The sequence below is a fragment of the Sphingosinithalassobacter sp. LHW66-3 genome (assembly GCF_050703275.1).
In the GTDB taxonomy this organism is placed as follows: Bacteria; Pseudomonadota; Alphaproteobacteria; order Sphingomonadales; family Sphingomonadaceae; genus Sphingomonas.
The window spans coordinates 1,652,379-1,676,471 of sequence record NZ_CP193482.1 but is presented as its reverse complement, the minus strand read 5'-3'; the positions used below and the strand labels follow the sequence as shown (position 1 = coordinate 1,676,471).

The window sequence follows — 24,093 nt, the reverse complement described above, 5'->3', positions numbered from 1 at the left end:
GCGCGCGTGAATCCGACGGCGGTTGTTTTCGACGTCGGTAACGTGCTCTTCCGCTGGGAGCCGCGAGCTCTGTACGAGCGCCTGATCGACGACGATCGGGCGCTCGACGCGTTTCTGGCCGAAGTCTGCACGCGCGAGTGGCATTTTCAGCACGATGCGGGCCGGGACTTCGCCGATACCTCGGCGGAGCTGATCGCGGCACATCCCCGGCATGAGGCGCTGATTCGCGCCTGGGGGCCACGCTTCAACGAACAGCTTCCGGGGCCGGTACCTGGGATGCCGGAAATCGTCGAGGAACTCGACGCCGCGGGCGTGCCGCTGTTCGCGATTACCAATTTCAGCCACGAATTCTGGCCGCCGTTCCGCGCGAGCCAGGAGGCGCTGTTCGGGCGCTTCCGCGACATCGTCGTGTCGGGCGCCGAGCGGCTGGTGAAACCCGATCCGGCGATCTATGCGCTCGCGCTCGATCGGTTCGGCCTCAGCGGACCGGAAGCGGTGTTCGTCGACGATTCGCCGCCGAACGTCGATGCCGCCGCCGATGCCGGGATCCACGCGGTGCATTTCACCGACGCCGCCACCTTCCGCGCCGATCTGGTGCGCTTCGGGTTGCTCGACTGACCCTCCTCTGCTTGGGTCGCTCCGGGAAAGGGAGAGCCGTCATGGACGTTCGCGAAGCCGTCGAGAGCCGTCGTTCGGTTCGGGCATTCCGCGACAAGCCGGTCGACCTCGATCTGCTGCGCGAGCTGATCGGAGTGGCGACCCGCGCGCCTTCTGGCGGCAATCTTCAGCCCTGGCACCTACATCTGCTCGCCGGCGAGCAAATGGCGGCGTTCAAGGCGAGGATGGAAGCGCGGCTTGCCGAGGCGCCGTTCGGCGACGGCGCGGAATACCCCGTCTATCCCGAAAAGCTCGGCGAGCCCTATCGCAGCCGCCGGTTTCAGGTCGGCGAAGCGATGTACGCGCCGCTGGGCATCGAGCGCGGCGACCGCGACAGACGGCTGGCGTGGTTCGGCAACAACTATCGCTTCTTCGGCGCTCCGGTCGGCCTGTTCTGCTATGTCGAGCGCACGCATGGGCCGCCGCAATGGTCCGACTGCGGAATGATGCTCCAGACGCTGATGCTGCTGCTGCGCGACGCGGGGCTCGACAGCTGCGCGCAGGAAGCGTGGACGACGCACCACCTGACCGTGTCCGACTTTCTCGGCACGCCCGATCATCTGATGCTGTTCACCGGAATGGCGATCGGCTGGCGCGACCCGGAGGCGCCGGTGAACACGTTCGAAGTGCCGCGTGCGCCGCTCGACGAAGTGCTGACCGTCCACGCCTGAACGGGTTTCAGTCGCCGCGATAGTTCTTCAGCTCATCGCCGAGGATCTGCACGACGTGCAGCACGTTGGTCGACCCCGGGGTGCCGAACGGCACGCCGGCGCACACCACCGCCCGGTCGCCGCCGCTGACGATCTTGTGCCGTAGCGCCATGCGCTTGGCCTTGGCGACCATTTCCTCGAAGGAGTTCACGTCCCGCGTCTGAACCGCGTGAACGCCCCACAGCAGCCCCAGCCGCCGTGCGGTTTCCAGCCGGGGCGTCAGCACCAGAATCGGCACCGACGGGCGCTCGCGTGCGATCCGCCGCGCTGTCGAACCGGACATGGTGAAGCAGATGATCGCGCTCGCCGAAACGGTGGCGGAAATCGTCTTGGCCGCTTCGGCCAGCGCATCGGCAGTGGTGGGATCGGGGCGAGTCACGGTGAAGTGCACGCGATCGCCATGGGCGGGATCGCGCTCCACCGCATCGGCAATCGCATTCATCATCGCCACCGACTGGACCGGATACTCGCCCGCCGCGCTTTCGGCCGAGAGCATGATCGCATCCGCCCCGTCATAGACGGCGGTCGCCACGTCGGAGACTTCCGCGCGGGTCGGCGTCGGCGCCGTGATCATCGATTCGAGCATCTGGGTCGCGACGATCACCGGCCGCCCCATGCGCCGCGCGGTTTCGACGATCCGCTTCTGAAGCGGCGGCACGCTCTGCGGCGGCAGCTCGACACCCAGATCGCCGCGCGCGACCATCACACCGTCGCACATCTCCACGATTTCTTCGATCCGCGCCACGGCGCTCGGCTTTTCGATCTTCGCCAGCAGCGCGGTGCGCCCCTGGATCAGTCGACGTGCCTCGGCCAGATCCTCGGGCCGCTGGACGAAGCTGAGCGCGATCCAGTCGACTCCCTGCTCGACTGCGAAGGCCAGGTCGCTGCGGTCCTTGTCGGTCAGCGCCGCCATCGGCAGCACCACGTCGGGGACGTTGAGGCCCTTGTTGTTCGACAGTGTTCCGCCGACCTCGACCATCGTCGTGATCCGGTCGGTCTCGTGGCTCAACACCCGCAGCACCAGCTTGCCGTCGTCGAGCAGCAGCCGCGTGCCTTCCTCCACAGCCTCGAAGATCTCGCGATGCGGCAATTCCACGCGCGACGCGTCTCCGGGAGTCGTTTCGCGGTCGAGCGTGAATTGGTGCCCCTGGGCCAGAGTCACCTTGCCCTCGGCGAACTTGCCGACGCGCAGCTTGGGTCCCTGAAGATCGGCGAGGATCGTCGTGGGTCGGCCGAACCGGCGCTCGAGACTGCGGATCGCCTTGATCAGCGCGATTTTCGATTCCTGATCGCCGTGGCTCATGTTGAGGCGGAAGGCGTCGGCACCGGCCGCGTACAGCCGCTCGATCATTTCGGGCGAGCTGCTCGCCGGCCCCAATGTGGCGAGCACGCGCACCTTGCGCGAACGGGGGCTGATGGCCTTGCTCATGGTTCCGCGCTCCCTTGGCTTGTGCGGGCCCGGCTCTACCCGTTACTGCGGGACGATCAACCTCGGAGCGCGCCATGACCGACCTCAATTCGCTGGACGACGCCGTTGCGGCGGCCGCCTTTCGCCGGCTCGTCCGCCATCTGCGCCATCGCAGTGACGCGCAGAATATCGATCTGATGGGGCTTGCCGGCTTCTGCCGTAACTGCCTGTCGGACTGGATCGAGGAGGCGAGCGCGAACGCCGGGCGGCCGCTCGACAAGGATGCGGCGCGCGCGATCGTCTATGGCATGCCCTATTCCGAGTGGAAGGCCACGCATCAGAGCGAGGCGACGCCGGAGCAGCTCGCGCGGATGGAGGAAAGCGTGGCGAAGAATCGCCACGACGACGAACTGCTCGACGAGGCGCTCGACGAAACCTTTCCCGCCAGCGATCCGCCGTCGATCACGCGGCCGCACCGTTGATCCGCCGGCAGCGCGATCGACACTGGACCGCGCGCACCTAGTGTATTATCTACCTATATCACTAGATCGGTGATGGAGGCAGTGATGCGGCGTGTGTTCCTGGGGCTCGGATTGGCGGCCGCGACTTCGGCCTCTGCGGCAGTGGCGCATCAGGCGGTCGCGCTTGTGGCGCCCGCGCCCGCGCCTGGTTTCGATCTCGCCGAAGGGAAGCGCGCGGTCGCGGTCCTCGCCGAGGAGCTCGAACGGACCTTCGTCTTCCCCGATGTGGCGCGGCGCTATGCCGCCCGGCTGCGCGAGCGGCTCGCGGACGGCGCCTATGACCGCGCCGCCGATGCCGCCGCACTCGCGGCGATGGTGACCGAGGATCTGCAGGCGGTGGCGCCTGACGGGCATCTGAAGATGCGTCCGCCACTGCCGGCGGCGGCGGAAGGCGAACCGGCGCGGCGGCGCGTCTATCCCGATCCGATGGAGCAGGCCGGCTGGATCGCCGACGGAGTGGCCTATGTACGGTTCAACGCCTTCCTCGGCAGCGCCCAGCAGGTCGCCGATTTCGAAGCCTTTCTCGACGCGCACGAAGGCGCGCGCACGCTGATCATCGATGCGCGCACGCACCACGGCGGCGGGCTCAGCGAGATGGATGTGCTCTTCCCGCGCATCTTCACCGAGCCCAGAACAGTGATGGTGATGGACACGCGCGCCAGCGTTGCGGCGGAGGAGGGCGGGCTGCCGTTCGATTCGCTGGTGCAGGTGTCCGCGCCGGCCGAGCTGCACCGCGCCGAACATCGCGTCGTGCCCCGGGCCGAGCGCTCCGCCTGGGCGGATACGCGCATCTTCCTGTTGACCTCGGGCCGCACCGCGTCCGCCGCCGAGCATCTGGCGACCGTGCTGAAGGAAACCGGCCGCGCCACGTTGATCGGCGATACGACCGCCGGAGCGGGCAACTACGGCGGCGGCATCGATCTGCCCGGCGGCTATGACGCCTTCATTCCCGTCGGCCACAGCTATTTTCCGGGAAAGCAGGGCTGGGAAGGGGTCGGTGTGACGCCGCACATCGCGGTCGCGCCTGAGCGTGCGTTGGTCGAGGCGCTGGTCCGATCGGGGGTCTCTGCACAGCAGGCGGAGGCGCTTTCCGCCAGCCACGTGCCGGGCGAGCCGATGGTGCGTCGGCGCCCCTTGCGCTCCTGACCGGAGCGGCTAGACGCGTGCCCTCACACCAGGAGGGAATTCATGAGCGACGTGATCGCTGCCGACCAGCTGCGCCTTTTCATCGAGCGGATCGAGCGGCTCGAGGAAGAGAAGAAGGGCATCGCCGACGACATCAAGGACGTTTACAACGAAGCGAAATCGACCGGTTTCGACGTGAAGACAATGCGCAGCATCGTGCGTTTGCGGAAGATGGAAAAGCATCACCGCGACGAGGCCGAGGCGCTGCTGGAAACCTATAAGGCGGCCCTCGGCCTGGGCTGACGCCCGTCGCGGACAGACGAAGGAGCGATTGATGATCCTGAGCACGACCAATTCGATCGAGGGCAAGACGGCGACTCGCTACCACGGCATCGTCGCATCCGAAGTGATCCTTGGCGCGAACGTCTTCCGCGATATCTTCGCCGGCATTCGCGATTTCGTCGGCGGCCGGTCGGGCAGCTACGAAAAGCCGCTGCGCAAAGCGCGCGAGATGGCGTTCGAGGAGATCGCCGATCAGGCGAAGGGGCTCGGCGCGAACGCAGTGATCGGGATCGACATCGATTATGAAGTGATCGGCGAACAGGGATCGATGCTGATGGTGTCGATCTCCGGAACCGCCGTCACGCTGAGCTGAGACGACGCGCGGCGCACTCGCTTTTCCGGTCTGTCCTGAGTAGCCACTGTGCATGCCGAAGTGGCGTATCGAACCGCCCTTCGATACGGAGACTTCGACTTCGCACAGTTCCCCACTCGAGGCGAACGGATGTGAGAGAGATTCGAGAGACCAATGGCAGGCCATTCCAAGTTCAAGAACATCATGCATCGCAAGGGAGCGCAGGATAAGAAGCGCTCGGCGATGTTCTCCAAGCTGAGCCGCGAAATCACTGTCGCGGCTCGGATGGGTACGCCCGATCCCGACATGAATCCGCGGCTGCGCGCCGCAGTCAACGCCGCCAAAGCGCAGTCGATGCCGAAGGACAATATCCAGCGCGCGATCGATAAGGCCGTGGGCGGCGATACCGAGAGCTATGAGGAAATCCGCTACGAAGGCTTTGGCCCCGGCGGCGTGAGCCTGATCATCGAGGCGCTGACCGACAATCGCAATCGCACCGCGACGAACGTGCGCACCGCCGTGTCGAAGAACGGCGGCAATCTCGGCACGGCCGGTTCGGTGAGCCACGGGTTCGACCGTATGGGCCTCATCAGCTACCCGGCAAGCGCAGGTGACGCAGAGACGGTGTTCGAAGCCGCGCTGGAGGCGGGTGCCGAGGACGTCCAGTCGGGCGAAGACGGCCATGAGATCTGGACCGCCGCCGATTCGCTGCACGAAGTGGCAAGCGCGCTCACCCCCGTCCTCGGCGAGCCCGAAGGCGCGAAGCTCGCGTGGCGCCCGCAGACGATGGTCGAGGTTGGCGAGGACGATGCGGGCACGCTGTTCAAGCTGATCGACGCGCTCGACGACGACGACGACGTGCAGACCGTCTGGGGCAATTACGAAGTCTCCGACGCGGTGATGGAGAAGCTGGGCTGATCCTGCTCGGCCTTGACCCTGGCCTGGGCACCACCGGCTGGGGGCTGATCCGCGCGGAAGGCAACCGGCTGAGCCATCTCGCCAATGGTCAGCTGAAAACCGATGCGAAGGCGCCGCTCGCCCGGCGCCTCGCGCATCTCGATACGATGCTCGCCGCGCTCATCGCCGATCGCGCGCCCGAGGCGGCTGCGGTCGAGGAGGTGTTCGCCAATTCCAACCCGCAGTCGACGCTCAAGCTGGGGCAGGCGCGCGGCGTGGCGCTTTGCGCGCTGGCGCGGACCGGGCTCGAAGTCGGCGAATATGCTCCGCGCCTCGTCAAAAAGGCGGTCGTCGGCACCGGAACGGCGGAAAAGGCGCAGGTCCATGCGATGGTCGCGCGCCTGCTCCCCGGCGCCAGGATCGCCGGAGCCGATGCTGCCGATGCGCTCGCCGTGGCGATCTGCCACGCGCACCATCTGGCGTCGGCGCGCCGGACGTTCTAGGTCCGTTCCATGATCGCCCATCTTACAGGCAGGCTGGCGAGCACCGGCGCGGATCACGCGGTGATCGACGTGAATGGTGTCGGCTATCTGGTCGGTGCTTCGGCGAAGACGCTCGAGCGGATCGGAATCACCGGCGACACGGTGACGGTGCATACCGAGATGCTGGTGGCGGAGGATTTCATCCGGCTGGTCGGCTTCGCCAGCGCCGAGGAGCGCGACTGGTTCCGCCTGCTGACGAGCGTGCAGGGCGTCGGCGCCCGCGTCGCCCTGGCGATCCAGTCGGTGCTGACGGCGGACGAGTTGCAGGGGGCGATCGCACGCGGCGATTCCGCGATGGTGGCGCGTGCCAACGGCGTCGGGCCAAAGCTCGCCCAGCGCATCGTCAACGAGCTGAAGGACAAGGCGGGCGTCGTGCTGGGCAGCGGCGGCGCCGGAGCATTGGCCGCCCCCGCCGGCGGCGCGGCGGCCGATGCCGTTTCCGCCTTGCTCAACCTCGGCTTCAAACCCGCCGAGGCGAGCGCGGCGGTGAAGGCGGCGGGGGAAGAACTGGGCGAGGGCGCAGGCCTCGACGGGCTGGTGCGGCTCGCGCTTCGGAAGGCGGCGAAATAGCGGCCGGCGGAATCGCCTCCTCGCGGTCGACGCCGAACCAGGCGCGCATTTTCCATCCGGCGGCGGCCCAGTTGTGATCCTGTTCGGTCCGCAGCACCGGAAGGTCGGGCGCCGAATCGAGATGCGGCAGGAGCTCGGCCTCTTCCCGGGCGACGCGATCGTTCAGCATGCGGATCATCTGCGCCGCCATCGCCCGATAGGTCTGCCAGTCGGCGGCGACGGCGTCGGCGGTCCAGCGTTCGGAATGCTGTTCGAAGCGCGCGTAGAGTTCGAACGCTTCCCTGCGGAACCGTTCGCCGGTCGCCTGGACCAGCGGATCGGGGTGATTGCGCAGCCGCGCGTAGACGACACGATCCTTGAGCTGAAGATGCCGCATCAGCGTGCGGGCGAAGGTCCAGCGGATCTGCGCGAGGCTTTCGCGCAGAGGCGGCTCGGGCGAGGTGCAGATAGCGTGGAGCGCTTCGATGGCGGACTGCAGGGATTTCTGGTCGAGGAACAGCCGTTCTACCGGGGTCACGCGATACTCCTGTTGCCGGTGCGATCAGATCAGTCCTTATGTTATAGACGCTTGCGCCGCCTTCGAACCGCTCGACAGCAGCCCTCGGGAACAGCTAGGGAACGGACGTGACCGATCCCGATCGCATCCTCGCCCCGGAGCGCCGATCCGACGACGTCGACGCGGCGCTGCGCCCAAAGGCGCTCGACGAATTCGTCGGGCAGCGCAGTGCGCGCGAGAATCTGCGCGTGTTCATCGAAGCCGCCAAGGCGCGCGGCGATGCGCTCGACCATGTGCTGTTCTTCGGCCCGCCCGGGCTCGGCAAGACCACGCTGGCGCAGATCGTGGCGCGGGAAATGGGCGTCGGCTTTCGGGCGACATCCGGCCCGGTGATTGCCAAGTCGGGCGATCTCGCCGCGCTGCTCACGAATCTGGAGGACGGTGACGTCCTGTTCATTGACGAGATTCACCGGTTGGCGCCGGCGGTCGAGGAAGTGCTCTATCCGGCGATGGAGGATCGCGCGCTCGATCTGATGATCGGCGAGGGGCCGTCCGCCCGGTCGGTCCGCATCGATCTGCCGCGCTTCACGCTTGTCGGCGCCACTACGCGTCAGGGGCTGCTCACCACGCCGCTGCGCGACCGGTTCGGCATTCCGATCCGGCTGCAATTCTATACAGTGGGCGAGCTGGAAAAGGTCGTCGCGCGCGCCGCGGCGCTGCTCGGCCTTCCCGTCGCTGCCGATGGTGCACAGGAAATCGCGCGGCGCTCGCGGGGCACGCCGCGCATCGCCGGCCGGTTGCTCCGGCGGGTGCGCGATTTCGCCAATGTGGCTGGCGCGGAACTGGTCGATGCAAAGGCCGCGGACGCGGCGCTCAACCGGCTCGAGGTCGATGCGCTCGGGCTCGATGCGATGGACCGCCGCTATCTCTTCATGATCGCCGACATCTACAGGGGCGGCCCGGTCGGCGTGGAGACGCTCGCCGCCGGTCTGAGCGAGCCGCGCGACACCATCGAGGAAGTGATCGAGCCTTATCTGATCCAGCTCGGCCTGGTCGCGCGCACTGCCCGCGGCCGCTGCCTCAATGCCGCCGGCTGGAAGCATCTCGGCATCGAACCGCCGCAGGGCGCGCAGGACGGGCTGTTCGACTGAAGCCGGCTTCCCCGGCAGCATGTCGTTCGCTACCCGCGCAGCCGTGAGACAGGAAGCCGCACCGCTCGAGCCGCTCGGCCATTTCAAGGATGGCGAGCATCACTTCGTCCTGCGTGTCTATTTCGAGGACACGGATCTTACCGGAGTGGTCTATCACGCGAATTATCTGCGCTACTTCGAGCGTGCCCGATCGGATATGCTCGCCGCGGCGGGCGTCGATCAGCGCGCTGCGTTCGAGGCGGGCGAGGGCGCCTATGCGATCCGCGACGCGCGGCTGCGCTACCGGGCGCCCGCGCGGCTTGGAGACACGCTGACGGTGGTCAGCCGCCTCGTCGAATTGCGCGGTGCATCAGTGGACATTCATCAACGAGTCATGCGTTCGGGGATCATAGTGGCGGAAGTGGAGATCGAGGCGGTGTTCGTGGCGCCGTCCGGGCGGCCGCGCCGACAACCCGCCGCCTGGGTGGAGGCGTTCGCGCCATTGGTTTGGAAGGGGGACTGAGCCTCGATGGAGTTTCTCGCGACGAGCGATCCGGCGACCATGTCGCCGCTCGCGCTTTTCATGCAGGCTGACTGGGTGGTGAAGGGCGTGATGCTCGGCCTGCTGCTCGCCAGTATCTGGACATGGGGCATCATCATCAGCTTCGTTATCCGCATCGGCGGGGTGCGGAAATCGACCGACCAGTTCGAGCAGGAATATCGCGAGGCGGACGACATGGACGAATTCCATCGCCGGATCGCCGGACGCAACATCGCTGTTGCCCGCGTATTCTCGGCGGGAGTCACCGAATGGCGCCGCTCGACCGCCGGCGCGACAGTGGATCGCAGCGGCACGCGCGAGCGGCTGGCCACGGCGATGGGCGCCACGGTGGCACAGGAGATCGATCGGTTGTCGGATCGCCTCAACGTGCTGGCGACCGTCGGCTCGGTCGCCCCGTTCGTCGGCCTGTTCGGCACGGTGTGGGGCATCATGCGCAGCTTCACGGCGATCGCCGCGGAGCAGAACAGCTCGCTCGCAGTCGTTGCGCCGGGTATTGCCGAGGCGCTGTTCGCAACCGCGATCGGACTGTTCGCGGCCATCCCGGCCGTGATCGGCTACAATCGCTTCAGCCATTCGATCAACAAGGTCGAGGCGCGGCTGAACCGCTTCGCCGATGGCTTCCACGCCGCGCTCAGCCGCAAGCTGGAGGCGCAGACGTGAGACCGGCCGGGACCATGTTTCTGCGGCGGGCAGGGGGCGTCTGATGGCGATGCAGCTGCCTTCGCAGCGCGGCAAGGGCCGGCGCGCGCCGATGGCCGAGATCAACGTCACGCCGCTCGTCGACGTGATGCTGGTGCTGCTCATCATCTTCATGGTCACTGCGCCGCTGCTCACCGCCGGCGTGCCGGTGAACCTGCCCGAAAGCCGCGCGAAGGCGCTCGAGCAAGACCAGCAGCCGGTGCAGATCTCGATCGACGAGACCGGCGCCATCTTCGTCGACGAAGCGCCGGTCGCCGCCGACGCGCTGCCGCCGCTGCTCGATCAGATCGCCCAGCGCACCGGCGCCGAGGGCCGCCCGCCACAGGTGTTTCTCCGCGCCGATCAGGCGCTCGGATACGGCAAGGTGATGCAGGTGATGGGCGAGCTCAACCGCGCCGGACTCAATCGCGTCTCGCTCGTTACCGCCGCGACCGGCGGCGGCGAGCAATAAGGGCGATCGGCGTGGACCGGACGGAGGGCACCGGCATCGGGCTTGCATTGATCGGCCATGCGGCGGTGTTCGGCGCGCTGTCAGCGAGCTTTCTCACCACGCCGAATCCGGTCGAGCTGAAGCAGCAGCCGATCGAAGTCTCGCTGACCGACGAAGTTGCGCTCGAAAGCATGTCGCAAGTGCCCGATGCCGAGGTGCCCGCCGCCCAGCTCTCCGAAGTCGAGGCGCCGGTCGAGCCGGATACTGCGCCGCCCGAGCCTGCCGACGAGCCCGAGCAGGCCCCCTTGCCGCGGCAGCAGCCGCCTGCGCCCGCGCCGCGACCCGACCCCCGCCCCGCCGAGAAGGCGGAGCCGCGCCGACCGACTCCGCCCGCCCCGAAGGCGGCGCAGCGCCCGCGCGAGCAGCCGCGCCGCCCGACCGGACGGCTCGACGGGCTGGAGATCGGCCGTTCGGACACGCCCTCGCGCAGCGAATCGACGACGCCTCCCGCGGCGACGCTTGGCCCGCAGGTCCGTTCGGCGCTCGTCGCCGAGATCCGCCGCCAGCTCAAGCCGCACTGGACTGCGCCGACCGGCGCAGACGCGGACCGGCTGGTCACGATTTTGCGCGTGCGGCTCAATCGCGACGGTTCGCTCGCCGCGCGGCCGCAGCTCGTGGAGCAGACCGGAGTCACTCCCAGCAACCGGGCGCAGACGGAATTGCATGCCGAACGTGCTATACGTGCGGTCGAGCTCGCGGCCCCGTTCCGGTTGCCTGATGAGTATTACGACGCCTGGCGCGTCATCGAGCCCAGTTTTGACAGGAGGCTTTCGCTGTGAAGACGTTCCTTGCCCTCGCCGCCGCAGCGCTGTTCACCGCAGCGCCCGCGCTGGCGCAGGACACTCCGTTGCGCGATCCCGTCCCGACCGCACCTGCGCAGGATGCGCCGCTGCGGGTAGACGTGACCGACGAGAGCGGCGCCTCCGATCTCGTGATCGCCATTCCAGCGATGCCGACCTCGCAGAATGTGCAGACGGCGGCGGGCTCGACCACCGATCTCGGACGCCAGATCGCCGAGGTGATCGAGGCGGACCTGCGCAACACCGGCCTGTTCAACACGATCGGGCCCAATCAGGCGCGCGGCATCGGCTATACCGAAGTCACGTCGCCCGATTTCACCTTCTGGTTCGGCAATCGCGCACAGGCGCTGGTGCAGGGCTATGTACGCGCGAGCGGCAATGGGCTGACGGTCGGCTGCTATCTGTACGATGTGGCGCTGCAGACCGAGCTGGTGCGGCAGGGCTTCGTCGTTTCCGCAGGGGATTGGCGCCGCGCCGCCCACAAGTGCGCCGATGCGATCTACACCCGCCTCACCGGCGAAGGCCCATATTTCGACAGCCGCGTCGTCTATGTCTCGGAAACGGGGCCGAAAGACCGGCGCATCAAGCGGCTGGCGATCATGGACCAGGACGGTGCCAACCATCGGTTCCTGACCAACGGCCAGTCGATCGTGCTGACGCCGCGCTTCGCGCCCAACCATCAGTCGATCGTCTATATGAGCTATCAGAACGATCGGCCCTCGCTGTACGTCTATGATCTCGACAGCGGCCGCCAGCGGCTGCTCGTCGACGATGCGAACCTCACCTTCGCGCCGCGCTTTTCGCCTGACGGGCGCTGGGTGCTGTTCTCGATGGCGGTGGGTGGCAATACCGACATCTATCGCGTCAGTGCCACGGGCGGATCGCCGCAGCGGCTGACGAATTCGCCGGGCATCGACACCGGCGGCAGCTATTCGCCCGACGGCAGCCGTATCGTCTTCGAAAGCGATCGCGGCGGATCGCAGCAGCTCTATGTGATGAACGCCGACGGTTCGGGGCAGCAGCGGATCAGCTTCGGCGGCGGCCGCTATGCGACTCCAGTGTGGAGCCCGCGCGGCGACCTGATCGCCTTCACCCGGCTGGGCGGCGGCGCGTTCCGGATCGGCGTGATGAGTCCGTCGGGCTCCGGCGAGCGGCTGCTGACCGATGCCTGGGGCGACGAGGGGCCCAGCTGGTCGCCCAACGGCCGCGTCCTGATGTTCTTCCGCGCCGGGCAGGGAGGTGGCGCCGATGTCTGGTCGGTCGACCTCACTGGCGTCAATGCGCGTCGTATTCCGACTCCGCTCGGCGGATCGGACCCGAGCTGGGGGCCGCTCCGTCCGTGAACCGGGGCGGCGAGTTGCGCGTAGTAGCCCGAGCTTCGGGCGATGAGGTTTCAAGGAGGAAGGCCATGAAGAAGACGACCACTCTGTTGATCGGCGTCGCACTGCTCGCAACCGCGGGCTGCGCGAAGAAGCGCCCCGAGGTGCTGCCGCCGAGCCCCGGCACGACCACGCCCACGCCGCCGCCGGGTGGCGACACCACGACGGGCGTCATCCCCGGTTCGCCCGAGGATTTCCGGCGCTCGGTGATGGGTGACACCGTCTATTTCGCGCTCGACCAGCATGACATCGATGCCGAGGCGCGCGCGATCCTCGACAGCCAGGCGCGCTGGCTGGCCCAGTATCCGAACCGCCGCATCACCATCGAAGGCCATGCCGACGAACGCGGCACGCGCGAGTACAACCTCGCGCTCGGCGATCGTCGCGCCAACTCGGCCAAGAACTATCTCGCCGCGCGTGGAGTCTCGCCGGCACGGATCACGACGATCAGCTACGGCAAGGAGCGCCCCGTGGCGCTCGGCTCGAACGAGTCGGCATGGGCGCAGAACCGCCGCGCGGTGACCATCGTCCTGAACTGAGCCGGTTCGGCACGAATCCGGGGAGGGGAGGCGCCCGCCGGCGTCTCCCCTTTTTGTTGCGCTGGCGGAACCGCCGCTCCGCCCCCGCATTGGCCTGCCATGTCCGTCGCCGCCACCTCCACCGAAACCGCTGCCCGACTGCGCGAACCGGTCGATCTGGTAACGGAGACGATGGAGGGCTGGGTCGACGGCTTCTATGCCCAGCTTCCCAGCGTGGTCGCGGGGCTCATCTTCCTGCTGCTCGCGTGGATCGTGGGCAAGCTGCTGGCGCGGCTGGTGCGGCGGATAGCGGTCCGGCGGCGGCGCCCCGATCTCGGCAATCTGCTCGGGTCGCTCGCTTTTGGCGGACTCATGGTGGCGGCGCTGCTGGTGGCGGCCGCGATCATCTTCCCAACGGTGCATCCGGGAGACATCCTCGCCGCGCTCGGCATCGGATCGGTCGCGATCGGTTTCGCGTTCAAGGACATTCTGCAGAATCTGTTCGCGGGCGTGCTGATCCTGCTGCGCCGCCCCTTCCTTCAGGGCGATCAGATCGAGGCGCAGGGCTTCGAAGGCACGGTCGAACATATCGAAAGCCGGGCGACCTTGCTGCGCACCTATGACGGGCGCCGAGTGATCATCCCGAACGCCGACATCTATACCTCTCCCGTCGTGGTCAACACGGCCTTCCCGGTGCGGCGCGACGAATACGACATCGGCATCGGTTTCGGCGACCGGCCGGCCGAGGCCGCCGGCAAGTTCCTCGAGGCGATCGCCACCTTGAGGGGGTCGTGGCCGAGCCGGCGCCCGAGGTGCTGCCGTGGAGTCTCGAAGACAGCGCCGTCGTGCTGAAGGTGCGCTGGTGGACCGATTCGCAGCGTACCAGCGCAGTCCACACCCGTGCCCGCGTGATCCTGGCGCTCTACGAGACGGCAAAGTCGCACGGGATCGACTTGCCTTTCCCCACCCAGGTGCTGCTGTTCCACGACCAGACCGAGGAAACCGACGGCGACCGCACCCGGCAGCGCGAAGGCTGGCCGCCAGGCGACCGGCCGCCCCGGCCGCGTCCGGCGCTGTCCGGGCGGGGCGCCTCGGGCGCCTGATGCGCGGCTTTCTGATTTCGCTTGCCCCATCCCCTCCTGCGATATAAATCCGATATCACAATTAAGGAGGCGGACATGAATGACTTCGCTGCCCACGCCCTGCGCAACAGCAAAGAGCGCCCGGCACATACTTCGAGCGGCTGGATCCCGCTCCTGCTGGCGTTCGTGCTGCTCGTCGCGACCGTCTTCGCCGGCCTGCAGTTCGGCAGCTATCCCGAGTGGCAGGTCGCAGTGGCGGTCGGGATCGGCTCGCTGGCCGTCTTGTTCATCGCGGTCGGCTTCTATCTCCTCCAGCCCAATCAGGCGGCGGCGATCCTGCTGTTCGGCGATTATCGGGGCACCGATCGCGCCACCGGCCTGCGCTGGACCTGGCCGTGGCTCACGAAGCAGAAGATCTCGGTTCGGATCCACAACATCACGTCCGAGCGGCTGAAGGTGAACGACCTGCGGGGCAATCCGATCGAAATCGCATCGAACGTGGTGTGGCGCGTCGCCGATACCGCTCAGGCGCTGTTCGACGTCGACGACTATCGCGAGTTCGTGAACATCCAGATCGAAAGCGCCGTGCGCGCGATCGGCTCGCGCTACCCCTATGACGATTTCGAGGATGCGAAGATCACGCTGCGCGGCGACGCCGACGTGGTGAGCGACGAGATCAAGGTCGAGCTGCAGGAACGCGTCGCGGTCGCGGGCGTCTCGATCGAGGAATGCCGGCTTACCCATCTCGCCTATGCCTATGAGATCGCCCAGGCGATGCTGCGGCGCCAGCAGGCCGAGGCAGTGGTGGCGGCACGCGCGACATTGGTCGAAGGCGCGGTCGGCATGGTCGAAATGGCGCTCGAGCAGCTTTCGGCCAAGAATGTGGTCGAGCTCGACGACGAACGCCGCGCGGCGATGGTTTCGAACCTGATGGTGGTGCTGTGCTCGGAGCGCGACACCCAGCCGGTGGTGAATGCAGGCTCGCTCTACCAGTGAGCGGCTGAGGAGCTGGCGTGGCGGCACCCCCGAAGAAGGCATTTCCCCTGCGGCTCGATCCGGCGCTCTACGCCGCGATCGAGCGCTCGGCGGCGAGCGACCTGCGCAGCGTCAATGCGCAGGTCGAGTGTCTGCTGCGGGAAGCGCTGTCGAAGCGCGGGGTGAAGCTGGCGGAGCCGGTGCAGCGCAAGCGCGGTCGTCCGCCCAAGAATGCCACTGGAGGCGGAAGCAATGACGGATAAGGACCCCTGGTTCACGACCTATCGCGGCCCCGGTCTGCTGCGCGTGGTGCCGCGCAACGCGAAGGGGTGGGGTGTGCTGCTCGCCTTCCTGCTGGTCACGCTTGCGCCGTTGCCGCTGGTGATCTGGGTCGCCGGCACAGGCGCGGTGTGGATCGTGATGGTGCCCTATCTGCTGTTCGTCGCGATCGCGTGCGTCCTGCTGTTCCGTCTCTCGCTGCGCCGCTCGGAAGTGATCGACATCGCCGAGATGGCACGCGAGCTGAAGGAATTCCGCAAGTGGCGCGAGGATGAGCAGCGTCGGAGATAGCAAGGAGAGACCCGCATGATGACTGCATTGTTCGCCAAGAGAGCGCACCTGCCGTGGCTGACCGCCGGCGGTAGCCTGCTCCTGCTGGGCGGCATCGCGCTGATGGCGCTGGGCGGATGAAACTGCGCGACATCGAGCGCCATTTCGAGGTGCGCGAAGGCTATTGGTTCGCGCCCAAGCTGTTCGGCTGGGGCGCGACGCCGGTGACGTGGCAGGGCTGGCTGCTCACCCTCGGGTTCATCGCGGTGTTCCTGCTCGTGGTCGCGCTGGTGCCGGGCGAGCTGTTGAAGGCTGCGGTGGGATTGCCGCTGCTGCTCGGCTTTCTCTGGCTGGTCCACAGCAAGACCGAGGGCGGGTTCAGCTGGCACTGGGGGCCCGACAAGAGGCGCTAGCGCCGGGACGGGACAGTGTTGCGGGCCGGGGTAGATGCCTCAGCCCAGCGCCTCGTCGAGCAGCCGCGCGAGGCGCAGGCCGGCGCGCTTGATCTGCTCGCGTGCCGGCTCGATCATTGTCTCGATCGCCTCGTTCGAGAGATGCCCGCGCTCCTGATCGGTGCGGCATGGCTCGCCGTCCAGCGCGGCGGCATAGGCGTGCTGCCGGCTCACTTCCCAGCTCTCGCGGCTCCAATCCTCGACGGTTCCCGCGGCGATACGCGCGCGCTCGTCGGCCGAATAGGTGTGCACCAGCGACGGCGGAGTCGAGATCGCGCGTTCGGCGAGCAGCCCGTCCCACACGCTGTGCAGGTTCAGCCGATCGGTCGAATAGATGCCGTAGTTGGTCTTCAGCCGGTTGCCGCCCAGATCACCCTTGTCCCCCGCGTGCAGCGGCATGTGCAGGTCGCCGACGAAATGGACGAGGAAAGCGAGCGCCATCACCCGCTCGCGCAGCGGCACCGAGCGATCCTTGAGCAGCGCGGCGTTGCGCGTCACTTGCGCCGACACGCAATTGCCGTCCTTGCACGCGCTTTCCAGGTCGAACGGCTGACACACGTTCACATTCTGATAGTGCCATGAATAGGCGTAGCTGAACCGCGCGCCGAGCGGCTTGATGCAATCGGCCCACACGCTTGCTTCCTCGATCGTCCCTGCCGGGCAGCTGGGCGTTTCGAGCAGCGCCTGGCGCGCGAGCAGCCGATCGATCGCCGCGCGCGTTTCCGGCGCGACGTTGCGGTAGGCGATCGCGGCGACGGTCTGGTGGCCATATTCCCACCAGGCGAAGGCGGGCGCGGGGGCGAGCAGGAGCAGTGCCGTCAGCGCGGCGAAAAGCGAACGCAACATGGCAGCGCCCTTACTCGGCCTCGCCGTAGAACGCCACTTCGGCTTCGCTGTCCGACGAAATGCGGCCGCGATACATGCCCGGGGTGGTGAAGCTCCACGACATTTCGCCGCTCGGGCCGGTCAGGATCACGCCGCCCGAACCGCCCAGCGTCTGCGTTTCGGCCAGCACCACATCGGCCGCCTCCTGCAGCGTCTCGCCGAGGAAGCGCACGCGCGCGCAGATCTCGTGCGCCACGCCCTCGCGGATGAAATACTCGCCCGCGCCCGTCGCCGAAACCGCGCAGCCGCGATCGTCGGCATAGGTGCCGGCGCCGATGATCGGCGAATCGCCGATCCGGCCCCAGCGCTTGCCAGTCAACCCGCCGGTCGAGGTGGCGGCGGCGACATGGCCTTCGCTGTCGAGCGCGACCGCGCCGACGGTGCCATATTTCAGGTCGACGTCGAACCAGTTCGCCTGCCGTGCCTTCAGCTCTTCCAGCTGGCGCAACCGCTCGGGCGTGGCAAACCAGCTGGGATCGACGATCTCGATGTCCGCATGATCGCGTGCGAACTCCTCGGCGCCCGCGCCGGACAACATCACGTGCGGGCTCTCCTCCATCACCTTGCGCGCAAGGCTGATCGGATGGCGGATCGTAGTGACGCCCGCGATCGCCCCTGCCGCGCGATTGCTGCCGTCCATGATCGAAGCATCGAGCTCGTTCTTCCCTTCCCAGGTGAACACCGCGCCGCGCGCCGAATTGAAATTGGGATCGTCCTCCAGCACGCGCACCGCCGCTTCGACTGCGTCGAGCGCGCTGCCGCCCCCGGCGAGGATCGCCGATCCGGTCGCCAGCGCCGCGTTCAGCCCGGCGGTCACGGCTTCGGCCTGTTCGGGAGTGATCCGATCCCGGGTGATCGTGCCGGCGCCGCCGTGGATCACGAGCGTCCATTCCGGGCGCTGTTCCCCCGGCGTCTGGGCATTTGCGGTAAGCGGCATCAACAACACTCCGAGCAGGACGAGGACGAGGCGCATACGGCACTCCCTGAAGAACGGGCGCCTTGGTAGCAGATCGTGGCGCCCGTGCCACCGGTTGCGCGGAGAGCGTCCTTTCGCCGCGGCCCTGGGAACGCTATATGACGAGCCACGTACCAGAGCGTTAGCGAGCAGCCCCCATGTCCGTTCGTCCCTGGCGCGATATCGCGCGCCGTCAAAGCCGCCAGATCATGGTCGGCAATGTCCCCGTCGGGGGCGATGCGCCCGTGACGGTGCAGACCATGACCAACACGGCCACCTCCGACGTGAAGGCGACGATCGACCAGATTCGCCGCTGCGAGGAAGCGGGCGCCGACATCATCCGCGTCTCGTGCCCCGATGTCGAGAGCACCAGCGCGCTCAAGCAGATCGTCCGCGCATCGCGCGTGCCGATCGTCGCCGACATCCACTTCCACTACAAGCGCGCACTCGAAGCCGCTGACGCCGGCGCGGCGTGCCTGCGCATCAACCCCGGCAACATCGGGTCCGACGCGCGAGTGCGCGAAGTGGTCGATGCGGCCAAGGCGAACGGCTGCGCGATCCGCATCGGGGTGAATGCGGGCAGCCTGGAAAAGGACCTGCTCGAGAAATACGGCGAGCCGTGCCCCGAGGCGCTGGTCGAAAGCGCGCTCGATCATATCAAGCTGCTGCAGGACCACGACTTCCAAGAGTTCAAGGTCGCCGTAAAGGCGTCCGACGTGTTCCTTGCGGTCGCCGCCTATCAGGCGCTTGCCGAAGCGGTCGATTGTCCACTGCATCTGGGCATCACCGAAGCGGGCGGATTCGTCGGCGGCACGGTCAAATCCTCGATCGGAATCGGTTCGCTGCTCTGGTTCGGCATCGGCGACACGATTCGCGTCAGCCTCTCGGCCGAGCCCGAGGAAGAAGTGCGGGTCGGATTCGAGATTCTGAAGGCACTGGGCATCCGCAATCGCGGCGTGCGGGTAGTGAGCTGCCCCAGCTGCGCCCGGCAGGGATTCGACGTGATCCGCACGGTGCAGACGCTGGAGGAACGGCTCAGCCACATTCGCACACCGATGAGCCTTTCGGTGCTCGGCTGCGTCGTCAACGGCCCCGGCGAGGCGCGCGAGACCGATATCGGCATCACCGGCGGCGGCGCGGGCAAGCACATGGTCTATCTGTCGGGCGTCACCGATCATCACGTCAGCGACGCCGACATGATCGATCACATTGTCAGGCTGGTCGAAGCCAAGGCCGCCGAGATCGAGGCGACGACCGCCGAACCGCAGGCCGCCTGAGCCTGTCCTCCCATCGCGTGCCGCGCTACAGGCGGTAGCGGAGCCGCCCCGTCCATGCCGACCGCCTCTTCCTACGCCGCCGTGGCCGATGCGCTGGTTCCCGCGGCGCTGCTCGCGGCCTGCAAATATCCGCTGCTGCTCTTTGCGTGGCGCCGAATGCGGCGCGGGGATCGTGCCGATGTAGCCCCAGCGGCCGCTACGTGGATCGGGCGAGGCGCGGCGGTGTTGGCGATCCTGCCCGGGCTGCGGCTGGTCGCGCTCGGCACGCAGGGTGGCGCGATCGCGCCCGGGCCGCTCGGGATCGGCCTTGCGATTCTGTCGCTCACTGCCGCGGCGATGCTGGCCGACGATCTGCTGGTGAGCGCGCTGCGGCGGGTGCCTTGCCTCGCTCCTCGCATGCGCGCGTGACCACCAGGCAGCCGGCGTCGCCGGTCGTCGCCTTTCTTGTCGCGACGGCGGGGATCGCGCTCTTCTCGGCGATGGACGCCGTGCTCAAAGGCCTGTCGCTGGCGATCGGCGTCTATGTGGCGCTGCTCTGGCGCAATGCCGCGGGCATCCTGTTCAGCGGTGCGCTGTGGCTGCGGCGCGGCCCGCGCTGGCCGGGCAGGGCCGCGCTGCGGCTGCATCTGCTGCGCGGGATCGTGTCGACGGTGATGGCAGTGCTGTTCTTCTGGGGCCTTGCGCGCGTGCCGATGGGGCAGGCGATCGCATTGACGCATATCGCGCCGCTGCTGGCGCTGTTCCTCGCCGCGCTGCTGCTGAAGGAGCGGATCGGGCGGCGCACGGTGTTCGCCTCGCTGGTCGCGCTGGCGGGTGTCGCGACCATCCTCTACGGTCAGACGCAGTCGCAGCTCGGCGACGCGGCGCTGCTCGGCGCGCTGGCGGTGATGGCCTCGGCGGTCTGCTATTCGTACAACATCATCCTGATGCGCCAGCAGGCGCAGGTCGCCGATCCGCTCGAGATCGCCTTGTTTCAGAGCGCGATCGTCACGCTGCTGCTCGCGCTCGCCGCGCCGTGGCTCGGCAGCGTGCCCGCGCTCGTTCACTGGCCCGCGATCCTGTTCGCGGCGGCGCTGGCCACGGCTTCGCTGCTGTTGCTCGGCTGGGCCTATGCCCGGGCCGACGCGAGCTATCTGGCGCCGACCGAATATACTGCATTCCTCTGGGCATCGTTGCTCGGCTATCTCGTCTTCGGCGAAGTGGTGTCCTTCTGGACGGTCGTCGGCGCGGTGCTGATCGTGGGGGGGTGCATCTGGGCTGCGCGAACGCCCCGCATCGCCCCTGCCACCGTGGAGACCAGCCTGTGACGATCGAACTCCGCGCCGCCGTTCCGGAGGACGTGCCGACGATCCTTCGGTTCGTGCGCGAACTGGCCGACTATGAGCGCGCGCCCGATGCCGTGAAGGCGACCGAGCCATTGCTGCACAAGGCGTTGTTTGCCGCGCCTCCCGCCGCCGAGGCGGTGATCGCGGAGCGCGGCGGAGCGCCGGTCGGCTTCGCGCTGTTCTTCCACAGTTTCTCGACCTGGGAAGGGCGGCGCGGCCTCTATCTCGAGGATCTCTATGTCACGCCCGCAGCGCGCGGCTCCGGAGTGGGGACGGCGCTGCTCCGCCATCTTGCGGGGATCGCCCGCGATCGCGACTGCGCTCGCTTCGAATGGGCGGTGCTCGATTGGAATGCGCCTGCGATCGCCTTCTATGAGTCGATGGGTGCCGAGGCGATGGACGAATGGCGCATTCGCCGCGTCTCGGGCGATGCGCTTGCGCGGCTGGCGGGGCGCTAGCCATGGCAGTCGACGAGGGGCTGGTCGAATGGGTCCGCGAGGCGCTGGCGCCGATCGGCAGCGTCTCGATGCGACGGATGATGGGCGGTGCCACGCTTTATTGCGACGGGACGATCTTCGCGATCGTCGGCGACGGCGAGCTCTGGTTCAAGGCGGATGGCGAAAGCGACGCGATTTGGGACGCCGAAGCCTGTCCGCGCTTCACCTATGCGATGGGCGTGGGCCGCACCGGCAGCATGAACTATCGCCGCGCCCCCGACGCGGTGTATGACGATGCCGATGTGATGCGCCGCTGGGCGGCGGTTGCGATCGAAGCGGGGCTGCGGGCGCCGAAAAGAAAGCCCCGCAGCCGCCCGCGCTGACGATCCAGGCCGGGCGGGAGCGAGTCCCGCCCGCTATCCCGCTCAGGCCGCCTTCGCCTGCTCGGCGCGCTCGATCGCTTCGACTACGATGCGACGCGCTTCCTCGGCGCCACCCCAGGTGCCGACGCGGACCCACTTTTCCTTTTCCAGGTCTTTATAGTGGGTGAAGAAATGCTCGATCTGCTTGAAGACGATGTCGGGCAGATCGTCCATCTCCTCCACCTTGGTGTAATAGGGGAAGGTCGAATCGACCGGCACGCAGACGAGCTTTTCGTCGCCGCCATGCTCGTCTTCCAGGTTCAGCACGGCGATCGGCCGCGCCCGTACGACGCAGCCCGGAACGAAGGGCGAGCGCGCGACGACCAGCGCGTCGAGCGGATCGCCATCAGGCGACAGTGTGTGCGGTACGAAGCCATAGTTGGCGGGGTAGCGCATCGGCGTGTGGAGGATACGATCGACGAACAGGGCGCCCGATTTCTTGTCGAACTCATACTTCACCGGCTCGCCGCCGACGGGCACTTCGATGATCACGTTCAGGCTGTGCGGCGGATTGTCGCCCACGGGCACCATGTCGATACGCATTCGCTTCCATTCCTGTCTTTTCGCTCGTCCCGGTCAGCGCGGCGCGAGCAGCCGATCGAGGCCAGCCACGCCGCTGACCGTCTTTTCGAGGCGCGGATAGCGCAGGCCATTGTGATAGTCGATGGCCACTTCACGGTAGCGTTCGCCGCTCTTGACGAGCAGCCGGATCGGCTCGGTTCCGCCCTGCGCGGCTCGAACCGCCTCGGTCAGCGCCTCGGCCGACCAGGCGTTTCCGTTCACCGCGATGATGTCGTCTGCCACGTCGAGCCCCGCCTCGAACGCGGGACTGTCCCAGATCACGGCGGAGATGCCGCCGCTGCGGCTGGTGACGAGCCCGAGCGAATAGCTGTGATCGGCGATGTTGCGGCTCGACTGATAGTTGCGGAACCACGGCGTCGGTTCGTCGGTGTAGACCAGGCGGTAGCCGTTCTCGGTAAAGCCCGCGAGCGGCGCCTGGTCGCTGGTCTGCATCAGCCGCTCGGTCAGGAATTCGGTCCAGTCGGCTTCAACCACGCCGTTCAGCGTCGCGACCACATCTTCGAAGGTGTAGGTCACTTCGCCATAGTCGCCGTCGCGACCGCTGCCGAAGAAGGCGCTGGCGAAATCATCGATCGACTTGCGACCGTTCGTCAGTTCGCGGATCTTTGCATCCGCCTCCAGCCACACCAGCAGACCCTCGTTGTAATAATCCTCGGCGCGCTGCCAGCTGGTCCAGGGCTTGGGGCGGCGCGCGGCGACGATCGGATCGTGGGTGGTGTCGATCAGCGGCCGCCAGCGGCGTCCCACGCGTGCGTCATAGGCCGCGGCGACATTGGCGAGCGCGCCGAGCACCTGATCCTTGCTCAGCATCCCGGAACGCGCGGCGAGCAAATAGCCCCAGAATTGCGTCTGGCCCTCGTACATCCACAGCAGCGTGTCGCGCATCGGCATGCGGAAGTCGGGCGTCCACAGATCCGCGCCGCGGCGATATTTGCCGTTCCAGCTGTGGACGAACTCGTGCGGCAAGAGGTCGCGGTCGCCGAGCGCATTGTCCCAGTCGCTGAAGTAATCGACTCCGACGCCGTTTTCGGAACTGCGGTGATGCTCGAGGCCGATGCCGCCCATCTCGTCGGTCAGCGCGACCAGAAACTCATATTGGTCATAGGGCTGGGTGCCGAACAGCTTGATCGCCTGATCGACCAGCCTGCGATGCGCGGCGATCATTTCGGGCGTCGCGGCTTCCAGCATCTCCGGCCGGTCGGCGAAGGCATTGAGGTCGACGCGGTCGCTCAGCTCCCACTCGCGATAATGCGCCCCGGCGAAGACCGGCGAATCGACCAGCACCTGATAGCTCGCCGTTTCGTAGGTGTAGGTAGATCCGTCGCGCGTCGCCGGAAGTCCCGACACCGCCGTCCAGCCCTCGGGATAGGTCACGGTCGCGCTGATCGGAATGCGCCGCGTGAAATAGCCCGCCGGATAGAGGCTCATCGACGGGAACTGCAGGTTCATCATGCTCGGCGCGACGACGATCCGCCCCTGGTTCGACGAAACGGCCGAAGTGAACTGGAATTCGGCGGTGATTTCCTCGACGCCCTCGGGAACGACGATGTGAAAGGCATAGACGTCGACCGCGTCGCGCACCCAGGGGATCACCGTGTCGCCCGCGCGGAAGGTGAGGCCGGTCAGCTTCTCGATCTCGCCGCGCTCGGCATGTTTTCCGGGCAGCCAGGCGGGATAGAGCAGCACCATGTGACCCGCCTGCGCCACGGGGATCGTCTCGGTCGCGCGGAAGATCCCCTGTTCCACGTCGGTCGCGTCGATCGTCAGGCGGAGCGTGCCGGGATAGTCGATGTCGCGCGCCGCCGGGATGGTGTCGACGATCGGCACCGGCTGCGGCGCCGAAAGCTGCGCGGCGGCAGGCGCGGTGGTGGCGAGCAGAAGGGCGGCGAAAGCGAGCGTGCGACGCATGGATCTGGCCTTTCGGGGAGAGGCGATGAGGATGGCGGCATCTAAGCCGCTGCACGCGGCAAGGTAAAGCCAGGCCGCTGAACAAGCTTCACAGCTTGCTTACCAT

General features: G+C 67.4%; 33 protein-coding genes. 27 read left to right on the top strand and 6 right to left on the bottom strand.

All coding sequences use genetic code 11. The annotated features are described in order from the left end of the window. The first annotated feature begins 6 nt into the window (after positions 1 to 6). Positions 7 to 618: an HAD family hydrolase gene (locus tag ACQ450_RS08210; protein WP_431468890.1), complete on the top strand. Its 612-nt coding sequence runs from the start codon at positions 7 to 9 to the stop codon at positions 616 to 618. A 41-nt stretch (positions 619 to 659) separates the two neighbouring features. Continuing rightward, the gene (locus ACQ450_RS08205; protein ID WP_431468889.1) at positions 660 to 1,328 is read left to right on the top strand and encodes a nitroreductase; all 669 of its coding nucleotides are present in this window, start codon (positions 660 to 662) and stop codon (positions 1,326 to 1,328) included. Between the two features lie 7 nt (positions 1,329 to 1,335). Here ACQ450_RS08205 and pyk read toward each other — a convergent pair whose 3' ends face one another. After that, positions 1,336 to 2,796: a pyruvate kinase gene (pyk, locus tag ACQ450_RS08200; protein ID WP_431468888.1), complete on the bottom strand. Its 1,461-nt coding sequence runs from the start codon at positions 2,794 to 2,796 to the stop codon at positions 1,336 to 1,338. A gap of 74 nt (positions 2,797 to 2,870) precedes the next feature. Here pyk and ACQ450_RS08195 point away from each other — a divergent pair, with 74 nt between their 5' ends. From ACQ450_RS08195 to ruvA, 7 genes are all read left to right on the top strand, one after another. Further along, on the top strand, positions 2,871 to 3,257 hold the full coding sequence (locus tag ACQ450_RS08195; RefSeq protein WP_431468887.1) for a DUF1244 domain-containing protein: 387 nt from the start codon (positions 2,871 to 2,873) through the stop codon (positions 3,255 to 3,257). An 84-nt stretch (positions 3,258 to 3,341) separates the two neighbouring features. After that, positions 3,342 to 4,442: a S41 family peptidase gene (locus ACQ450_RS08190; RefSeq protein ID WP_431468886.1), complete on the top strand. Its 1,101-nt coding sequence runs from the start codon at positions 3,342 to 3,344 to the stop codon at positions 4,440 to 4,442. A 42-nt stretch (positions 4,443 to 4,484) separates the two neighbouring features. Then, positions 4,485 to 4,724: a DUF2312 domain-containing protein gene (locus ACQ450_RS08185; protein WP_188056145.1), complete on the top strand. Its 240-nt coding sequence runs from the start codon at positions 4,485 to 4,487 to the stop codon at positions 4,722 to 4,724. A gap of 31 nt (positions 4,725 to 4,755) precedes the next feature. Further along, positions 4,756 to 5,076: a heavy metal-binding domain-containing protein gene (locus ACQ450_RS08180; RefSeq protein ID WP_188056144.1), complete on the top strand. Its 321-nt coding sequence runs from the start codon at positions 4,756 to 4,758 to the stop codon at positions 5,074 to 5,076. A 153-nt stretch (positions 5,077 to 5,229) separates the two neighbouring features. Continuing rightward, positions 5,230 to 5,973 carry a YebC/PmpR family DNA-binding transcriptional regulator gene (locus ACQ450_RS08175; RefSeq protein WP_188056143.1) on the top strand — a complete coding sequence of 248 codons (744 nt, stop codon included), beginning with the start codon at positions 5,230 to 5,232 and terminating at the stop codon, positions 5,971 to 5,973. Further along, positions 5,970 to 6,455: a crossover junction endodeoxyribonuclease RuvC gene (ruvC, locus tag ACQ450_RS08170; protein ID WP_431471188.1), complete on the top strand. Its 486-nt coding sequence runs from the start codon at positions 5,970 to 5,972 to the stop codon at positions 6,453 to 6,455. Before ACQ450_RS08175 ends, ruvC begins: the two co-directional genes overlap by 4 nt. A 9-nt stretch (positions 6,456 to 6,464) precedes the next feature. Further along, positions 6,465 to 7,064: a Holliday junction branch migration protein RuvA gene (gene ruvA / locus ACQ450_RS08165; RefSeq protein WP_431468885.1), complete on the top strand. Its 600-nt coding sequence runs from the start codon at positions 6,465 to 6,467 to the stop codon at positions 7,062 to 7,064. On the opposite strand, the gene ACQ450_RS08160 is transcribed toward ruvA, so the two are convergent. Beyond that, positions 6,955 to 7,581 carry a hemerythrin domain-containing protein gene (locus ACQ450_RS08160; protein WP_431468884.1) on the bottom strand — a complete coding sequence of 209 codons (627 nt, stop codon included), beginning with the start codon at positions 7,579 to 7,581 and terminating at the stop codon, positions 6,955 to 6,957. The two genes, ruvA and ACQ450_RS08160, sit on opposite strands and share 110 nt — an antisense overlap. Positions 7,582 to 7,688: 107 nt before the next feature. Between ACQ450_RS08160 and ruvB the strand changes: the two genes are divergently transcribed. The 13 genes from ruvB to ACQ450_RS08095 all read left to right on the top strand — a co-directional run bounded on the left by ruvB (position 7,689) and on the right by ACQ450_RS08095 (position 16,157). Then, positions 7,689 to 8,711 carry a Holliday junction branch migration DNA helicase RuvB gene (ruvB, locus tag ACQ450_RS08155; RefSeq protein WP_431468883.1) on the top strand — a complete coding sequence of 341 codons (1,023 nt, stop codon included), beginning with the start codon at positions 7,689 to 7,691 and terminating at the stop codon, positions 8,709 to 8,711. A gap of 43 nt (positions 8,712 to 8,754) precedes the next feature. Beyond that, entirely contained in the window at positions 8,755 to 9,213 is a 459-nt protein-coding gene (locus ACQ450_RS08150) for a YbgC/FadM family acyl-CoA thioesterase (RefSeq protein WP_431468882.1), read from the top strand. Between the two features lie 6 nt (positions 9,214 to 9,219). After that, positions 9,220 to 9,912: a protein TolQ gene (gene tolQ, locus ACQ450_RS08145; protein WP_431468881.1), complete on the top strand. Its 693-nt coding sequence runs from the start codon at positions 9,220 to 9,222 to the stop codon at positions 9,910 to 9,912. 43 nt (positions 9,913 to 9,955) lie between these two features. Continuing rightward, a complete protein-coding gene (tolR, locus tag ACQ450_RS08140) occupies positions 9,956 to 10,402 on the top strand; it encodes a protein TolR (RefSeq protein WP_431468880.1) in 447 nt (148 codons plus the stop codon). Positions 10,403 to 10,413: 11 nt separating this feature from the next. Then, positions 10,414 to 11,220: a cell envelope biogenesis protein TolA gene (locus ACQ450_RS08135; RefSeq protein WP_431468879.1), complete on the top strand. Its 807-nt coding sequence runs from the start codon at positions 10,414 to 10,416 to the stop codon at positions 11,218 to 11,220. Next, the gene (gene tolB / locus ACQ450_RS08130; RefSeq protein ID WP_431468878.1) at positions 11,217 to 12,584 is read left to right on the top strand and encodes a Tol-Pal system beta propeller repeat protein TolB; all 1,368 of its coding nucleotides are present in this window, start codon (positions 11,217 to 11,219) and stop codon (positions 12,582 to 12,584) included. The genes ACQ450_RS08135 and tolB overlap by 4 nt, the downstream gene beginning before the upstream one ends. 65 nt (positions 12,585 to 12,649) lie before the next feature. Further along, entirely contained in the window at positions 12,650 to 13,159 is a 510-nt protein-coding gene (gene pal / locus ACQ450_RS08125; protein ID WP_188056135.1) for a peptidoglycan-associated lipoprotein Pal, read from the top strand. 99 nt (positions 13,160 to 13,258) lie between these two features. Beyond that, positions 13,259 to 13,990, top strand: a complete 732-nt coding sequence (locus ACQ450_RS08120; protein ID WP_431468877.1) for a mechanosensitive ion channel family protein — start codon at positions 13,259 to 13,261, stop codon at positions 13,988 to 13,990. Beyond that, complete coding sequence (locus ACQ450_RS08115; protein ID WP_431468876.1) at positions 13,930 to 14,241, top strand: hypothetical protein; 312 nt, start codon at positions 13,930 to 13,932, stop codon at positions 14,239 to 14,241. Before ACQ450_RS08120 ends, ACQ450_RS08115 begins: the two co-directional genes overlap by 61 nt. Before the next feature lie 75 nt (positions 14,242 to 14,316). Next, on the top strand, positions 14,317 to 15,216 hold the full coding sequence (locus ACQ450_RS08110) for an SPFH domain-containing protein (RefSeq protein ID WP_188056133.1): 900 nt from the start codon (positions 14,317 to 14,319) through the stop codon (positions 15,214 to 15,216). A 17-nt stretch (positions 15,217 to 15,233) separates the two neighbouring features. Beyond that, a complete protein-coding gene (locus ACQ450_RS08105; protein ID WP_431468875.1) occupies positions 15,234 to 15,458 on the top strand; it encodes a toxin-antitoxin system HicB family antitoxin in 225 nt (74 codons plus the stop codon). Continuing rightward, positions 15,448 to 15,765 (top strand): hypothetical protein, encoded by a 318-nt coding sequence (locus tag ACQ450_RS08100; protein WP_431468874.1) that lies wholly within the window; start codon positions 15,448 to 15,450, stop codon positions 15,763 to 15,765. The genes ACQ450_RS08105 and ACQ450_RS08100 overlap by 11 nt, the downstream gene beginning before the upstream one ends. 116 nt (positions 15,766 to 15,881) lie before the next feature. Beyond that, positions 15,882 to 16,157: a hypothetical protein gene (locus ACQ450_RS08095; RefSeq protein WP_431468873.1), complete on the top strand. Its 276-nt coding sequence runs from the start codon at positions 15,882 to 15,884 to the stop codon at positions 16,155 to 16,157. Between the two features lie 39 nt (positions 16,158 to 16,196). Here the strand turns inward: ACQ450_RS08095 and ACQ450_RS08090 are convergent, their stop codons facing one another. Both ACQ450_RS08090 and ACQ450_RS08085 read right to left on the bottom strand, forming a co-directional pair. Next, positions 16,197 to 17,042, bottom strand: a complete 846-nt coding sequence (locus ACQ450_RS08090; protein ID WP_431468872.1) for a S1/P1 nuclease — start codon at positions 17,040 to 17,042, stop codon at positions 16,197 to 16,199. Positions 17,043 to 17,052: 10 nt separating this feature from the next. After that, a complete protein-coding gene (locus ACQ450_RS08085) occupies positions 17,053 to 18,018 on the bottom strand; it encodes an isoaspartyl peptidase/L-asparaginase family protein (protein WP_431471187.1) in 966 nt (321 codons plus the stop codon). 176 nt (positions 18,019 to 18,194) lie between these two features. On the opposite strand from ACQ450_RS08085, the gene ispG reads away from it, so the two are divergent. The 5 genes from ispG to ACQ450_RS08060 are packed head-to-tail and all read left to right on the top strand — an operon-like array spanning position 18,195 to position 21,458. After that, complete coding sequence (gene ispG / locus ACQ450_RS08080) at positions 18,195 to 19,313, top strand: flavodoxin-dependent (E)-4-hydroxy-3-methylbut-2-enyl-diphosphate synthase (RefSeq protein ID WP_431468871.1); 1,119 nt, start codon at positions 18,195 to 18,197, stop codon at positions 19,311 to 19,313. Positions 19,314 to 19,367: 54 nt separating this feature from the next. Next, a complete protein-coding gene (locus ACQ450_RS08075; protein WP_431468870.1) occupies positions 19,368 to 19,721 on the top strand; it encodes a hypothetical protein in 354 nt (117 codons plus the stop codon). Beyond that, a complete protein-coding gene (locus ACQ450_RS08070; protein WP_431468869.1) occupies positions 19,718 to 20,620 on the top strand; it encodes a DMT family transporter in 903 nt (300 codons plus the stop codon). Before ACQ450_RS08075 ends, ACQ450_RS08070 begins: the two co-directional genes overlap by 4 nt. Continuing rightward, positions 20,617 to 21,096, top strand: coding sequence for an N-acetyltransferase family protein (locus tag ACQ450_RS08065; RefSeq protein ID WP_431468868.1), 480 nt, complete (start codon positions 20,617 to 20,619; stop codon positions 21,094 to 21,096). Before ACQ450_RS08070 ends, ACQ450_RS08065 begins: the two co-directional genes overlap by 4 nt. Positions 21,097 to 21,098: 2 nt before the next feature. Then, positions 21,099 to 21,458, top strand: a complete 360-nt coding sequence (locus ACQ450_RS08060) for a TfoX/Sxy family protein (protein WP_431468867.1) — start codon at positions 21,099 to 21,101, stop codon at positions 21,456 to 21,458. Between the two features lie 42 nt (positions 21,459 to 21,500). Here ACQ450_RS08060 and ppa read toward each other — a convergent pair whose 3' ends face one another. Both ppa and ACQ450_RS08050 read right to left on the bottom strand, forming a co-directional pair. Next, the gene (gene ppa, locus ACQ450_RS08055; protein WP_431468866.1) at positions 21,501 to 22,040 is read right to left on the bottom strand and encodes an inorganic diphosphatase; all 540 of its coding nucleotides are present in this window, start codon (positions 22,038 to 22,040) and stop codon (positions 21,501 to 21,503) included. Positions 22,041 to 22,073: 33 nt separating this feature from the next. Continuing rightward, positions 22,074 to 23,987: a M61 family metallopeptidase gene (locus ACQ450_RS08050; RefSeq protein ID WP_431468865.1), complete on the bottom strand. Its 1,914-nt coding sequence runs from the start codon at positions 23,985 to 23,987 to the stop codon at positions 22,074 to 22,076. Positions 23,988 to 24,093 lie beyond the last annotated feature (106 nt).

What these genes read in the sequence shown, in the direction of transcription:
- ACQ450_RS08205 (WP_431468889.1), top strand. Translation starts at nt 660, where the DNA reads ATGGACGTTCGCGAAGCCGTCGAGAGCCGTCGTTCGGTTCGGGCATTC.
- pyk (WP_431468888.1), bottom strand. Translation starts at nt 2,796, where the DNA reads ATGAGCAAGGCCATCAGCCCCCGTTCGCGCAAGGTGCGCGTGCTCGCC.
- ACQ450_RS08195 (WP_431468887.1), top strand. Translation starts at nt 2,871, where the DNA reads ATGACCGACCTCAATTCGCTGGACGACGCCGTTGCGGCGGCCGCCTTT.
- ACQ450_RS08190 (WP_431468886.1), top strand. Translation starts at nt 3,342, where the DNA reads ATGCGGCGTGTGTTCCTGGGGCTCGGATTGGCGGCCGCGACTTCGGCC.
- ACQ450_RS08185 (WP_188056145.1), top strand. Translation starts at nt 4,485, where the DNA reads ATGAGCGACGTGATCGCTGCCGACCAGCTGCGCCTTTTCATCGAGCGG.
- ACQ450_RS08180 (WP_188056144.1), top strand. Translation starts at nt 4,756, where the DNA reads ATGATCCTGAGCACGACCAATTCGATCGAGGGCAAGACGGCGACTCGC.
- ACQ450_RS08175 (WP_188056143.1), top strand. Translation starts at nt 5,230, where the DNA reads ATGGCAGGCCATTCCAAGTTCAAGAACATCATGCATCGCAAGGGAGCG.
- ruvA (WP_431468885.1), top strand. Translation starts at nt 6,465, where the DNA reads ATGATCGCCCATCTTACAGGCAGGCTGGCGAGCACCGGCGCGGATCAC.
- tolQ (WP_431468881.1), top strand. Translation starts at nt 9,220, where the DNA reads ATGGAGTTTCTCGCGACGAGCGATCCGGCGACCATGTCGCCGCTCGCG.
- tolR (WP_431468880.1), top strand. Translation starts at nt 9,956, where the DNA reads ATGGCGATGCAGCTGCCTTCGCAGCGCGGCAAGGGCCGGCGCGCGCCG.
- pal (WP_188056135.1), top strand. Translation starts at nt 12,650, where the DNA reads ATGAAGAAGACGACCACTCTGTTGATCGGCGTCGCACTGCTCGCAACC.
- ACQ450_RS08120 (WP_431468877.1), top strand. Translation starts at nt 13,259, where the DNA reads ATGTCCGTCGCCGCCACCTCCACCGAAACCGCTGCCCGACTGCGCGAA.
- ACQ450_RS08110 (WP_188056133.1), top strand. Translation starts at nt 14,317, where the DNA reads ATGAATGACTTCGCTGCCCACGCCCTGCGCAACAGCAAAGAGCGCCCG.
- ACQ450_RS08100 (WP_431468874.1), top strand. Translation starts at nt 15,448, where the DNA reads ATGACGGATAAGGACCCCTGGTTCACGACCTATCGCGGCCCCGGTCTG.
- ACQ450_RS08095 (WP_431468873.1), top strand. Translation starts at nt 15,882, where the DNA reads ATGAAACTGCGCGACATCGAGCGCCATTTCGAGGTGCGCGAAGGCTAT.
- ACQ450_RS08090 (WP_431468872.1), bottom strand. Translation starts at nt 17,042, where the DNA reads ATGTTGCGTTCGCTTTTCGCCGCGCTGACGGCACTGCTCCTGCTCGCC.
- ACQ450_RS08085 (WP_431471187.1), bottom strand. Translation starts at nt 18,018, where the DNA reads ATGCCGCTTACCGCAAATGCCCAGACGCCGGGGGAACAGCGCCCGGAA.
- ispG (WP_431468871.1), top strand. Translation starts at nt 18,195, where the DNA reads ATGTCCGTTCGTCCCTGGCGCGATATCGCGCGCCGTCAAAGCCGCCAG.
- ACQ450_RS08075 (WP_431468870.1), top strand. Translation starts at nt 19,368, where the DNA reads ATGCCGACCGCCTCTTCCTACGCCGCCGTGGCCGATGCGCTGGTTCCC.
- ACQ450_RS08060 (WP_431468867.1), top strand. Translation starts at nt 21,099, where the DNA reads ATGGCAGTCGACGAGGGGCTGGTCGAATGGGTCCGCGAGGCGCTGGCG.
- ppa (WP_431468866.1), bottom strand. Translation starts at nt 22,040, where the DNA reads ATGCGTATCGACATGGTGCCCGTGGGCGACAATCCGCCGCACAGCCTG.
- ACQ450_RS08050 (WP_431468865.1), bottom strand. Translation starts at nt 23,987, where the DNA reads ATGCGTCGCACGCTCGCTTTCGCCGCCCTTCTGCTCGCCACCACCGCG.